At 67.6% G+C, this 13,112-nt stretch carries 9 protein-coding genes; 5 read left to right on the top strand and 4 right to left on the bottom strand.

What is annotated here, in order from left to right; all coding sequences use genetic code 11:
• The first annotated feature begins 40 nt into the window (after window positions 1-40).
• A complete protein-coding gene (panB, locus tag AC1Q64_RS18545) occupies window positions 41-922 on the top strand; it encodes a 3-methyl-2-oxobutanoate hydroxymethyltransferase (RefSeq protein WP_492252349.1) in 882 nt (293 codons plus the stop codon).
• Window positions 923-958: 36 nt separating this feature from the next.
• Complete coding sequence (gene panC / locus AC1Q64_RS18540; RefSeq protein ID WP_492252348.1) at window positions 959-1,804, top strand: pantoate--beta-alanine ligase; 846 nt, start codon at window positions 959-961, stop codon at window positions 1,802-1,804.
• A 70-nt stretch (window positions 1,805-1,874) separates the two neighbouring features.
• Here panC and AC1Q64_RS18535 read toward each other — a convergent pair whose 3' ends face one another.
• Window positions 1,875-2,597, bottom strand: coding sequence for an alpha/beta fold hydrolase (locus tag AC1Q64_RS18535; RefSeq protein ID WP_492252347.1), 723 nt, complete (start codon window positions 2,595-2,597; stop codon window positions 1,875-1,877).
• Between the two features lie 161 nt (window positions 2,598-2,758).
• Between AC1Q64_RS18535 and AC1Q64_RS18530 the strand changes: the two genes are divergently transcribed.
• The 3 genes from AC1Q64_RS18530 to AC1Q64_RS18520 all read left to right on the top strand — a co-directional run bounded on the left by AC1Q64_RS18530 (window position 2,759) and on the right by AC1Q64_RS18520 (window position 10,212).
• The gene (locus AC1Q64_RS18530; protein WP_492252346.1) at window positions 2,759-6,256 is read left to right on the top strand and encodes a transglutaminase family protein; all 3,498 of its coding nucleotides are present in this window, start codon (window positions 2,759-2,761) and stop codon (window positions 6,254-6,256) included.
• Between the two features lie 161 nt (window positions 6,257-6,417).
• Window positions 6,418-9,063: a circularly permuted type 2 ATP-grasp protein gene (locus AC1Q64_RS18525; protein WP_492252345.1), complete on the top strand. Its 2,646-nt coding sequence runs from the start codon at window positions 6,418-6,420 to the stop codon at window positions 9,061-9,063.
• Between the two features lie 168 nt (window positions 9,064-9,231).
• Window positions 9,232-10,212 carry a transglutaminase family protein gene (locus AC1Q64_RS18520; protein ID WP_492252344.1) on the top strand — a complete coding sequence of 327 codons (981 nt, stop codon included), beginning with the start codon at window positions 9,232-9,234 and terminating at the stop codon, window positions 10,210-10,212.
• Here AC1Q64_RS18520 and AC1Q64_RS18515 read toward each other — a convergent pair.
• The 3 genes from AC1Q64_RS18515 to AC1Q64_RS18505 all read right to left on the bottom strand — a co-directional run bounded on the left by AC1Q64_RS18515 (window position 10,178) and on the right by AC1Q64_RS18505 (window position 12,961).
• Window positions 10,178-11,137 carry an alpha-E domain-containing protein gene (locus tag AC1Q64_RS18515; RefSeq protein WP_492252343.1) on the bottom strand — a complete coding sequence of 320 codons (960 nt, stop codon included), beginning with the start codon at window positions 11,135-11,137 and terminating at the stop codon, window positions 10,178-10,180. The genes AC1Q64_RS18520 and AC1Q64_RS18515 overlap by 35 nt on opposite strands.
• Window positions 11,138-11,281: 144 nt before the next feature.
• Window positions 11,282-12,457 carry a zinc-binding metallopeptidase family protein gene (locus tag AC1Q64_RS18510; RefSeq protein WP_492252342.1) on the bottom strand — a complete coding sequence of 392 codons (1,176 nt, stop codon included), beginning with the start codon at window positions 12,455-12,457 and terminating at the stop codon, window positions 11,282-11,284.
• A 186-nt stretch (window positions 12,458-12,643) separates the two neighbouring features.
• Window positions 12,644-12,961: a BON domain-containing protein gene (locus tag AC1Q64_RS18505; RefSeq protein ID WP_056066545.1), complete on the bottom strand. Its 318-nt coding sequence runs from the start codon at window positions 12,959-12,961 to the stop codon at window positions 12,644-12,646.
• Window positions 12,962-13,112 lie beyond the last annotated feature (151 nt).

Here is a 13,112-nt window from a genome sequence, read left to right as displayed (position 1 = left end):
CGCATAGACTCGCGGCAATTTTTTGGCTCCACCGCGCTACATGACCGCCACCAGCCCTGTTTCTGCCACGCCCTACGGCACGCTGCCGCCTGCATCGCCCCTGCCCCAGCGCCGCCCCGTGAGCCTGCCGCGCCTGGCACAGATGCGCGCAGCGGGCGAGAAGATCACCATGCTCACCGCCTACGACGCCACCTTTGCGGCCGTGGCTGATGCGGCGGGGGTGGAATGCATTCTGGTGGGCGATTCGCTGGGCATGGTGTGCCAGGGCCTGCCCAGCACGGTGGGTGTGACGCTGGACACCATGGCCTACCACACAGCCAGCGTGGCGCGCGGCCTGCACCGCGTGCAGGGCACCGCCTGGCTGGTGGCCGACCTGCCCTATGGCACCTACGCCGAAAGCCGCGAACAAGCACTGCGCAGCGCCTGCGTGCTGATGCAGGCGGGTGCGCACATGGTCAAGCTCGAAGGTGGCGGCTGGACGGCGGCCACGGTCGAATTCCTGGTGCAGCGCGGCGTGCCCGTGTGCGCCCACCTGGGCCTGACGCCGCAGACGGTGCACGCGCTGGGTGGCTACCGCGTGCAAGGCAAAACCGACGACGCGGCCCGCACCCTGCGCAAGGAGGCGCACGAACTGCAGGACGCAGGTGCCGCCATGCTGGTGCTAGAGATGGTGCCCGCCGTGCTGGCCGCCGACCTGACGGCTGAGCTGCCGCACTGCCACACCATCGGCATCGGCGCGGGCAACGGCACAGCCGGCCAGGTGCTGGTGTTGCACGACATGCTGGGCATGAACCTGGGGAAGATGCCGAAGTTCGTGCACAACTTCATGCAGGACGCAGGCAGCGTGCGCGGCGCCATGGAGGCGTATGTGCAGGCCGTGAAGCAAGGGCGTTTCCCGGACAACGCTGTGCACGCCTGGTGAGCCTTTTTCCTCTCTCCTTCTGACCCCTCCGACCCCATGCTGATTGCCCGCTCCGTTGCCGACCTGCGCCAAGCCCTGGCCCCCTACCGCCGCCCTGCGTTTGTGCCCACCATGGGCAACCTGCATGAGGGGCACATTGCCCTGGTGCGCCAGGCCAAGCCCCTGGGCGATGTGACCGTGGCCAGCATCTTTGTGAACCGCCTGCAGTTTTTGCCGCACGAGGACTTTGACAGCTACCCGCGCACCTGGGAGGCCGACCGCGCCCAGTTGCAGGCCGCCGGTTGTGATGTACTGTTTGCACCGCGCGAGACGGACCTGTACCCCGAACCCCAGACCTTCAAGGTGCACCCCGACCCGGTGCTGGCCGACATGCTGGAAGGACACTTTCGCCCCGGCTTTTTTGTGGGCGTGAGCACGGTGGTGATGAAACTGTTTGCCTGCGTGCTGGGCCAGACCGGCGGCACAGCGGTGTTTGGCAAGAAGGACTACCAGCAGCTCATGGTGATCCGCCACATGGTGCGGCAGTTTGCGCTGCCCATCGACATCGTGGCGGGCGAGACCTGCCGCGCGGCCGATGGGCTGGCGCTGAGCTCGCGCAACGGCTACCTGGGCCTGGAAGAACGGCAGGAGGCCGTGGCCCTGTCACAGGCCTTGCAGCGGCTGGCGCGGCAGTGGCCGGGCACCGCCCCCAGCGACCGCAGCCTTCTGGAGACACTGGCCTTGGACGCTCTGCGCGCGCGGGGCTGGGCGCCCGACTACCTCACGGTGCGCCGCCGGGCCGACCTGTTGCCCGCCACGGCCGAAGATGCCGCAGGCACGCTAGTGGCGCTGGGTGCTGCACGGCTGGGCAGCACGCGGCTGATTGACAACCTGGAGTTCTGATTAGCTACTATTTTCATAGCTACTCAGGCATATTCCACTAACGCTTCCGGCCAAAAACTCTTCAATTTATTCAAATCCATCCGTTGCGGGCCAGCCACTGCACCAGCAAGCGGGTCACCACCTCGGGCTGCTCCATGGTCAGCATGTGGCCGCTGTCGGGCAGCAGGTGGTGTTCGGCGCCTGGCACCAGCGCCACGATCTCTGCAGAACATTCGGGCGGCGTGAGCTGGTCGGCCGCACCACACACCACCAGCACGGGGCAGGCCACCTGCGGCAGATGCACCCGCGCATCGGGCCGATGGATCACGGCGCGGTTCTGGCGCACCAGGTGGTCGGGGCCCGCGTCCAGTACAAAGTCCAGGTAGGCCTGCACCAGGTCCGCCTTGGCGGCGTTCACGGGGTGGAAGGCCAGGGCCACGTTGGGCTCGATGACCTCGCGCATGCGGCCCTGTTCAAACAGCTCGATGGCGCCTTCACGCAGGGCGCGCATGTCGGGCGTCTCGGGCCGCGCGGTGGTGCCCAGCAGCGCCAGCCCTGCCACACGCTGCGGCGCCTGGCGCGCGGCCTCCATGGCGATCATCCCGCCCATCGACGCACCCGCCAGCACCAGCGGCCCCGCGTGCTGTGCCAGCAGGCGTGCGGCAAAGTCTTCGATGCTGTGCAGGTTCACATCCTGGTGGGCGGTGGCGACCTCGGGGCGCAGCGCGGCGGGCAGCAGCGGCAGCACGCCGCGCCACATGCGTTCATCGGCGGCCAGGCCCGGCAGGAGCAGTAGTTGGGGGGAATGGGACATGGGTGAATCAGGGCATCACCAAGTTGGTGCGCGATAAGCCAAAGAGAGACAACCCCAGCAGCGGGGTACGGACCGCACATTGTGAACAGCCGATGACCGCTTGTCACCGCCCCCGGAATAGTTGCCCGCGATGGCTCGGGACTTGCTAGCATGGCCTGCATATGCCCATCCACGCCGCGCTCCACCACGTCACGCATTACCAATACGACCGGCTGGTAGGCCTCGGGCCGCAGACCATACGATTGCGGCCCGCGCCCCACTGCCGCAGTAACGTCATTTCGTATTCGCTCAAGGTCGAGCCTGCGCAGCACTTCATCAACTGGCAGCAGGACCCGTTTGCCAACTACCAGGCGCGGCTGGTCTTCCCCGAGAAGACGCGCGAGTTCAAGGTCACGGTGGACCTGGTGGTGGAGATGGCGGTGTACAACCCCTTCGACTTCTTCCTGGAGCCCGAGGCCGAGAACATCCCGTTCAACTACAGCAGCGATGTGCAGCAGGAGCTGGCACCGTACCTGGCCACCGACCCGATGACACCGCTGGTGCAGGCCTATCTGGACAAGGTGGACCGCAGCAAGCAGCGCACCATCGATTTCCTGGTCAAGCTCAACCAGCAGGTCTCGCAAGACATCCGCTACCTGATCCGCATGGAACCCGGCGTGCAGACGCCCGAGGAGACGCTGCAAAAAGCCAGCGGCTCGTGCCGCGACTCGGGCTGGCTGCTGGTGCAGCTGCTGCGCCACCTGGGGCTGGCGGCGCGGTTTGTGTCGGGCTACCTGATCCAGCTCACACCCGACGTGAAGGCGCTCGATGGCCCCAGCGGCACCGACCACGACTTCACCGACCTGCACGCCTGGTGCGAGGTCTACCTGCCCGGCGCGGGCTGGATCGGCCTCGATGCCACCAGCGGCCTGATGGCGGGCGAGGGCCATATCCCGCTGGCCTGCACACCCCAACCCTCGGGCGCCGCGCCGATTGAAGGCGGCGTGGACAAGGCCGAGGTGGAGTTCAGCCATGAGATGCGCGTGATGCGCATCTTTGAATCGCCCCGCGTGACCAAGCCCTACACCGAAGACCAGTGGCAGGCCGTGCTGGCGCTGGGCGAGCGGGTGGACGCCGACCTGGTGGCGGGCGATGTGCGCCTGACCATGGGCGGCGAGCCCACCTTTGTGGCCGTGGGCGACCGCGACGCGCCGGAGTGGAACACCGATGCCCTGGGCCCCACCAAACGCGGCTTTGCCACCGAACTCACGCACAAGCTGCGCGCCGAATATGGCCAGGGCGGCTTCCTGCACTTTGGCCAGGGCAAGTGGTACCCGGGCGAGCAGCTGCCGCGCTGGGCCCTGTCCATCTGCTGGCGCGCCGACGGCCAGCCCGCGTGGCAGAACCCCGCGCTGTTTGCCGACGAGCGTGACCCATCCCACTACACCAGCGCCGACGCCGAACGTTTTGTGCGCCACCTCACGCGCAAGCTGGGCGTGACGGACCGCTACATCCAGCCCGGTTATGAAGACACCTTCTACTACCTGTGGCGCGAGCGGCGCCTGCCGGTCAACGTGGACCCGTTTGACGCGCGTCTGGACGATGAGCTGGAGCGCGCACGCCTGCGCCGCGTTTTCGAGCAAAAGCTCGACAGCGTGGTGGGCTATGTGCTGCCGCTGCAGGCAGGCGAAGGCGCAGGCACGCTGGCGGGCAGCGTGTGGAGCACCGGGCCGTGGTTCTTCCGCGACGACCGCATGCTGCTCATCCCCGGCGATTCGCCCATGGGCTACCGCCTGCCGCTGGACGCCTTGCCCTGGGTGAAGGCGTCGGACACCGAGCACCTGATCCCGCAAGACCCGACCGCGCCCCAAAGCCCGCTGGCCGCTGCCACCACGCTGCGGGCGCGGTATTCCGTGCCATCCGGCCCGGTCACCGGCGACCGCGACCTGCCCTACCTGGCGGGCGCCACCGCACCGGGCGAGGCACGCCGCATGGCGCAAGGTACGGCTGGCGGCGACCACGCGCGCCAGGCCGGGCAGCCCGACCCGCATGCGGGCATGCAGCCACCGGGCAAGTTCCAGTCGGCCGCAGGCCTGTCGCGCACAGCGCTGTGCGTGGAGGTGCGCGACCCACGCCGCGCCAGCGGCCCCAAGGCCGAGAAGGTGGGTGAAAAGTACGGAGTGCTCTATGTCTTCATGCCGCCGCTGGCGCGCCTGGAGGATTACCTGGACCTGCTGGCCGCCATCGAGGCCACGGCCGAAGAGCTGGGCATGAAGATCGTGCTGGAAGGCTACCCGCCCCCGCGCGACGCACGCCTGAAGGTGCTGGCGGTTACGCCCGACCCGGGTGTGATCGAGGTGAACATCCACCCCGCCAGCCACTGGAAGGAGCTGGTGCAGCACACCGAGTTTCTGTACAACGCGGCGTGGGAGACGCGCCTGTCGGCCGAGAAGTTCATGACCGATGGCCGCCACACTGGCACCGGCGGCGGCAACCACTTTGTGATGGGCGGCGCCACACCGGCCGACTCGCCCTTCTTGCGCAAGCCCGAGCTGCTGGCCAGCCTGTTGCTGTACTGGCACAACCACCCGAGTCTGAGCTATCTGTTCAGCGGCCTGTTCATCGGCCCCACCAGCCAGTCGCCGCGCGTGGACGAGGCGCGCAACGACCAGTTGTACGAACTGGAGATCGCGCTGCGCGAGATCGAAACCAACCGTGCGGTCTACGGCCAGGGCATGCCGCCCTGGCTGGTGGACCGCACGCTGCGCAACATCCTGGTGGATGTGACCGGAAACACGCACCGCAGCGAATTCAGCATCGACAAGATGTTCTCGCCCGACAGCAGCACCGGCCGCCTGGGCCTGCTGGAGCTGCGCGCGTTCGAGATGCCGCCCCACGCCCACATGAGCGTGGTGCAGCAGCTGCTGCTGCGCGCCCTGATCGCCCGCTTCTGGAAGACGCCCTACCGCGCGCCCGCCGCCCGCTGGGGCACCGAGCTGCACGACCGCTGGATGCTGCCCACGTTCATCCAGCAGGACATGCACGACGTCGTGGCCGAGATGAACGCCGCAGGCTACGCGTTTGACGCGGCCTGGTTTGCGCCGCAGTTCGAGTTCCGCTTCCCCATGGTCGGCACCGTCCAATCGATGGGTGTGGAGCTGACCCTGCGCAACGCGCTGGAGCCCTGGCATGTGATGGGCGAGGAAGGCTCAGCCGGAGGCACCGTGCGCTATGTGGACTCGTCGCTGGAGCGCATCGAGGTGCGCGTGACGGGCATGAACGAAAGCCGCCATGTGGTCACCGTCAACGGCCAGCCGCTGCCCCTGCAAGGCACGGGCACGACCGGCGAGTTTGTGGCGGGTGTGCGCTACAAGGCCTGGAACCCGCCCTCGGCCCTGCACCCCACCATTGGCGCCCACGCACCGCTCACGTTCGACATCGTGGACACCTGGATGAACCGCTCGCTCGGCGGCTGCCAGTACCACGTGGCACACCCGGGCGGACGCAACTACGACACCTTCCCGGTCAACGCCTATGAGGCCGAAAGCCGCCGCCTGGCGCGGTTCTCGCGCATGGGCCACACGCCAGGCAGGCTGGCGGTGCCGCCTGCGACCATTGAACTGCCGGGCAGCCGGGAGTTTCCGTTCACGCTGGATCTGCGGCGCAAGATGCGGAGGTAGAGAAGCCCCCTGAGTCGCCTGCGGCGCCTTCCCCCCAGGGGGACGACGCCCTTGCTGCGGGGCGGCCCTTGCTTGGCGTCCCTGGTAGGGATCGCGCGGGTTTTGAAGGCTGTGGGTTACCCGCAGAGTGTTGTCGACCAAATGCCCGAAAATCGAGCGCAGTGAACCACCTCAACGACAGCCTCCCCACCCCCGACCCTTCTGACAGCGCAGCCCAGTTGGCGGCTGCACTGGCGCCCGCTGCGGCGGCCGGGCATTTTGACGAGTTGCGGGGTGCCAGCGTGGCGGACGCCCCCGGCGCTGCCACTGCATCGGTCACTCCCAAATCAATAGCAAATAAGCCAGATATCACTAGCGCCTGGGCCCAATTCTTTGATCAATTGGGCCCCGAGGGCTTCCAGGACCTGGACCGGCGCATGCAGAGCCTGCAGCGCCAGGTGCGCGACAACGGCATCACCTACAACGTGTACGCCGACGCCGACGGCCCGCAGCGGCCCTGGTCGGTGGACCTGTTCCCGCTGATCCTTTCGCAGGGCGACTGGGCACACATCGAGCGCGGCGTGCTGCAGCGCGCGCGCCTGCTCAACCGCGTGATGGCCGACGTGTATGGCCCGCAGGAGCTGCTGCGCAAAGGCCTGCTGCCCAGCGCGCTGGTGCAGGGCCACCCGGGCTACCTGCGCGCCATGCATGGCGTGCAGCCCGTGGGCGGCACCCATTTGCACATCGCGGCGTTCGACATGGCGCGCGATGCGCAGGGCGACTGGTGGGTGGTGACGCAGCGCACGCAGGCGCCCTCAGGCCTGGGGTATTTGCTGGAGAACCGGCTGCTCATCTCGCGCCTGTTCCCCGAGGCGTTCAGCCAGATGCATGTGCAGCGCCTGGCCGCCACCTACCGCGCACTGCTCGACGGGCTGCGGCAGATGAGCCCGGCGGGGGCGGATGCGCGCATCGTGCTGCTCACGCCCGGCCCGTACAACGAGACCTACTTTGAGCACGCGTACCTGGCGCGCTACCTGGGTCTGACGCTGGTGGAGGGCAACGACCTCACGGTGCGCGACGCGCGCCTGTACCTCAAGACGCTGCACGGCCTGCAGCCGGTGCACGGCATCTTGAAGCGCCTGGACGACGAGTTTCTGGACCCACTGGAGCTGCGCAGCGACTCGCGCCTGGGCGTGCCTGGCCTGCTGCAGGCCATCCGCGCGGGCAACGTGCTGGTGGCCAATGCGCCGGGCTCGGCGTTCCTCGAATCGTCGGCGCTGCTGGGCTTCATGCCCGCGCTGTCGCGCCACCTGCTGGGCGAAGAGCTGGCCCTGCCGTCGCTGCCCACCTGGTGGTGTGGCGAGCGCTCGGCCATGCAGGCGGTGCTGCCGCAGCTCGCGCACAGCGTGATCCGCCCCACCTGGCCCATGGCGCAGCGCGTGCCCGTGCTGGGCGGTGCGCTGTCGGCGCAAGACCTGGCGCAGTGGTCCGCACGCATCGAGGCCCAGGGCGACGAATACACCGTGCAGGCCCACCTGCCGCTGTCGCAAATGCCCACCTGGCGCAGTGACGCCGCTGAGGGTGCGGGCCAGGACGGTGGCCCCATCGCCCCCCGCTCGGTGATGCTGCGCGTATTTGCGGTGTGCGACGGCCCCGGCTCGTGGCGCGTGCTGCCGGGCGGGCTGGCCCGCCTGGCCCAGGGCGACAGCGGCATTACATCGATGCAGCGCGGCGGCAGCAGCGCCGATGTATGGGTGCAGACCGATGGCCCCGTGGACACCACCACGCTGCTGGCCCACAACCAGGCCGCGCCCGCCGTGGTGCACCGCAGCCGCCAGGTGACCAGCCGCGCGGCCGAAAACCTGTTCTGGCTGGGCCGCTACACCGAACGCACCGAGAACGTCACGCGCCTGGCGCGCATCACGCTGCAATGCCTGAACGGCGAGGACCAGACCTCGCAGCCGCTGCTGACCTGGCTGAGCGCCATGGGCGTGAGCCAGGGGCTGGTGCTGCCGACCGTGCCTGCGGCCGGGCAGGCACGGCGCGTGTTCGAGCGCTCGCTGATCGCCGGGCTGACGCAGCCCGCGCAGGTGACCAGCGTGGGCTACAACCTGCGCGGCATCCTGGGTGCGGCCTCGGCCGTGCGCGACCGTTTGTCGCAGGAACACTGGAACCTCATCGTGCGCGCAGAGGCGGAGTTTTTTGCGCCCCGCACAGGGGCCGAAGACGACGGTGACTATTCGCCGCTGGACGCGCTGCGCCAGCTGGAAGGGCTGAGCGGCCACACCGCCGCCATGACGGGCCAGCAGACCGACCGCATGACCCGCGACGACGGCTGGCGCCTGCTGTCCATCGGGCGCCACCTGGAGCGCCTGGGCTTTCTGGCCTCGGCGCTGGAAAGCGGCCTGCAGACCGGCGCCGTGCACGATGAGGGCGGCTTTGAGGCCATGGTGGCGCTGTTTGACAGCACCATCACCTTCCACGCGCAGTACCAGCAGCGGCGCGACATGCCCGCCCTGCTGGACCTGCTAGTGATCGACCGCGACAACCCCCGCTCGCTTGCCTGGGTGGCACAGACGCTGCGCGGGCGCATTGCCAAGATCGAAGCGGCCGCGGGCACGCCCGGCGAATCTGCCGCCACGGGCATCCCGGAGGCGTCCGACCTGTCGCTGGTGGCCCTGTGCGCACAGGACGCCGAGGGGCGCCATGCCGCGCTGGAGGATTATCTGGGCCGGTGTGTGCGGGGCGTGATGGGCTTGTCGGATGTGCTGGCCACGCGCTACTTCACCCACTCCATCGATGCGTTGCGGCACAGCGTAGGAGCTTGATATGGGACACCCCCCTGAGGCGCTGCGCGCCTTCCCCCCGCTCTCGCATCGCAACGCGATGCGGGCAGGGGGACGCAGCCTTTGCTGCGGGGCGGCCCTTGCTCGGCCGCCCTCGCCTCGGGCGCGCCGGTTTCGCAGCTTGCGTCCGATTTCAAAGCCTGGATTTTTATGAAGCTGCGCGTCATCCACGAAACGGTGTACCACTACAGCCCGGCGGTGCAAAACGCCCAGCACATGGCCCATCTGCGTCCGCGCACCGGTGTGGTGCAGCGCGTGCTGACCCACAGCCTGCAGGTGAATCCCGCCCCAACACAGTGCAACATGGTGCATGACGTGTTTGGCAACACCCGCTCGTTCTTCAGCCTGCCGTTCACCCACGAGCAACTGCGGGTGCGCGCCGAAAGCCTGCTGGAGACCCTGCCCGTGCCCGCCGCACCGCCTAGCGAGCCCTGGGAGGCCGTGCGCGAGCGACTGGGTTATCGGCGCGGCCAGCCCTACCACGCGGCCACCGAGTTCAGCTTTGCCTCGCCCTACATTCCCCGGCATGCCGACTTTGTGGCCTATGCCGCCGAGAGCTTTGCACCCGGCCGCCCGCTGATGCAGGCCGCCCGCCACCTGATGTCGCGCATCCATGCCGACTTTGCCTACACATCCAACGCCACCGACGCGGGCACGCCCGCGCTCGAATCGCTGCGGCTGCGCCGGGGCGTGTGCCAGGACTTTGCCCACGTGATGATCGGCTGCCTGCGCAGCCTGGGCTTGGCGGCGCGGTATGTGAGCGGCTACCTGCTGACCGAGCCTCCGCCCGGGCAACCCCGGCTGGTGGGGGCCGATGCATCGCACGCCTGGGTGTCGGTGTGGTCACCGGCAGCCGACGAAAGTGATGGCGCATCAGACGACAACACCTGGTTTGACCTGGACCCCACCAACGACCGCGCGGCGGGCGAGGACTATGTGACCCTGGCCATCGGCCGCGATTTTTCGGATGTGTCGCCGCTGCGCGGCGTGATCCACGGCGGCGACCACCATGTGCTGCAGGTGGGCGTGACGGTGGAGCCGGTGCCCGCCGCTACGGCCGCTATGGCCGCTGCGCCAGACGCGCCAGATACGCTCCTCACACCGCCGCAGGCACCAGAAAATCCCGGCTGATCCGCGCGCCCAAGTCGTTCACCCGCTCCAGGAACTGGGTGAGGTAGGCATGCAGTCCATGGGTCAGGATTTCATCGATGCGTGCGAACTTGAGGTGCGCCAGCAGCCGCCCCGCGTGCCGCTGGGTCTCGGCCGACTGGCCGCTGCCCAGCATGTCGAGGTTGCCCAGCACCTCTTTCATGCAAGCGTGCAGTGAGCGCGGCATGTCGGCCCGCAGGATCAGCAGCTCGGCCACACGTTCGGGCGTGATCACGTCGCGGTACACCTTGCGGTAGGTCTCAAAGCCCGACACGCTGAGCAAGATGGCGCTCCAGTGGTAGAAATCGTGGTCTTGGTCCTGCGCCGTGGCCGCGCCCATGAAGTCGCTCTGCACCGCGTGGAACTTCACGTCCAGCAGCCGCGCCGTGTTGTCGGCCCGCTCCAGAAAGGTGCCCAGGCGCATGAAGTGCAGCGCCTCGTCCTGCAGCATGGTGCCCACCGTCACACCCCGCGAGAGGTGCGAGCGGAACTTCACCCATTCGAAGAAACGCGCCGGGTCTTGCTCCAGTGCACTGCTGGCGATCAGGCGGTTCACTTCGAGCCAGGTCTGGTTCTGGATCTCCCAGGCCTCGGTGTTGAGCGCACCGCGCACGGCCCGCGCGTTCTCGCGCGCAGCCTGCAGGCAGGCCACGATGGACGACGGGTTGGACGGGTCCTTGACCATGAAGTCGAGCACCTTGGCGGGCGTCACCTCGCCATGCTGAGCGATGTAGGCAGGCAGCAGTTCGCTGATGGACAGCAAGCCCTGCCAGCCCAGGGTAGCGGCCTCGGTCGATTGGGGCAGCAGCGCGCTCTGGTAATTCACATCCAGCATGCGCGCCGTGTTTTCGGCGCGTTCGGTGTAGCGTGCCATCCAGAAAAGATGGTCAGCGGTGCGGCTCAGCATGGTCGCGCCCTCCCTTGGCGTCGTGTGTGGCTCGGTACTGGCTGCTCACGGGGTTTCAACAGGCCCATGGCAGACACGTAGCAAGTTCCAGGCCGCCACCCTAGTCGCTCTTTGATGCAGACAAAACCTTAGGCAAAAGTGGCGCTAGCGCACGTCCTTGCTGGTTATTTTGCTATCTTTTTTGAAATTTTGTTTGGGAGCCAGTGCGTGCTGCGGAGCCGGAGCGGCGACTGGCGCGGGTCGCCGGGCGGCTTCGCGCACCACGTCATGCACAAACCGAAGCTTGGCCAGCACCTCGCCCGCCAACGCAAACGGATAGGCATCTGGCTGCCCCAGGCTGCGCGTAAGGCTGTTGAGCAGCAGCGTCAGCGGCACCAGGTGTTGCACCATGGACTGAAAGTCGGGCGCCGGACTGCTAAAGGGGTCGATGGCGGTGCTGCGCTGCGCACCGTAGATGCCAGGAATGGTGACCTCGGTGGCATAGCTGGCCGAGGTTTCCAGCAGGTCGATCATGTGCAGGTAATGGGCCCAGGTTTCAGCCCAGTCTTCCCAGGGGTGGGCGGCGGCATAGGCACTCACATGGTGGTCGGCCCAGTCACTGCCCTCGCTGCCCTTGGCGTAATGCGCCTCCAGCGCCGCTGCATAGTCCTGGCGCTCGTCACCAAACATCTGTCGAAAGTCGTCCAGCCGCCCGCCGTCGCGCACCAGCTGGTCCCAATAGAAGTGACCGGACTCATGGCGCAGGTGGCCTATCAGGGTGCGGTAGGGCTCACCCAGCGCGATGCGGCGGCGCGCGCGTTCATCGTCGTCCGCCTCGGCCACGTTGAGCGTGATGGTGCCACTGTGGTGGCCCGTCAGCACCGGCGGGCCACCCGGCACCTCGGCCAGAAACTCGAACACCGGACCGGTACGCCCGGGCGCAGGCTCCAGGCCCAGACGAGCCAGGCTGTAGAACAGCCGCCGCTTGGCCGCTTCGATCTGCATCCAGCGCCCCATGTTGGCCGGCTCGGACAGGTCGGGCATCACCCGGGTCTGGCGGCACGATACGCACAGCTCCGAGAAATCGTTGGCGGGTATCGCAAAGTTGCAGGCTTGGTGGTCTGTGTGGTTGCGGCACATGCGGTACAGGCGCCCGCTGTAGTGGGCGCTGCCCTGCCCGCCCTGGCGGCGCCACAGGTCGGCTCCGTCCTGCGGCGCAGGGGCCAGGGCGGCCATGGTCAGCACATCGGGCAAGAAGGCCAGCGCACTGCCGCAATGCAGGCACTGCACGCTATCGAAAAACACCAGATGACCGCAATGGTCGCAATTGAATACCCGCATGGTGTGGAGCTTATACCCCGTGGACTGGAGCAATGAGAATGAACAACGCATGGGCCACCCCCGGTACAGCGCCAGGGTGGGACCATGAAAAAAGCAGGCCCCGGGACATGCCCGGAGCCTGCTTCAGGGTCAAAGCAGCTGCGCCAGGGGCGCGAGGCCCCTGGTGCAGGGCGTCAGCCCCACTGGTCAGGGACGCACAACGATGCTGTTGCGCACTTCGCGCACATGCTTGGTGTTGCGCGCAATGTTTTCGGCCTGGTTCTTTTCAGCCTGCGACTTGGCAAAGCCCGAGAGCTGCACCGTGCCGTTGAGCGTCTCCACGCTGATGGAGGTGGCCGACACATTTTTGTCTTCTGCCATCTTGGCCTTCACGGCGGTGGTGATGCCGGCGTCATCCACATAGGAGCCAACGGTTTGTTGTTCGCGGGCCACCGAGCAGCCGGTGGCTGTGACGATGGTGATGCCGGCGACAGCGGCGAAAGCGAGGGCACGTGCGTATTTCATGGTGTTTTCCTTGTTCAAGAATGGTTGGGAACGCGGGTGCTGGGACATGTTCAGTCCTCCGGTCTGTTGCACCCTCCGCGACCGGCGGACTGTGGGAAAGGGGCAGCGCAGGCGGGCATCCATGCACTGCGGGCTACAGGCAATGCACCAG

It is taken from the genome of Acidovorax sp. GW835-FHT14G06 (genome assembly GCF_058793595.1).
This window is presented reverse-complemented; position numbering and strand designations above follow the sequence as displayed.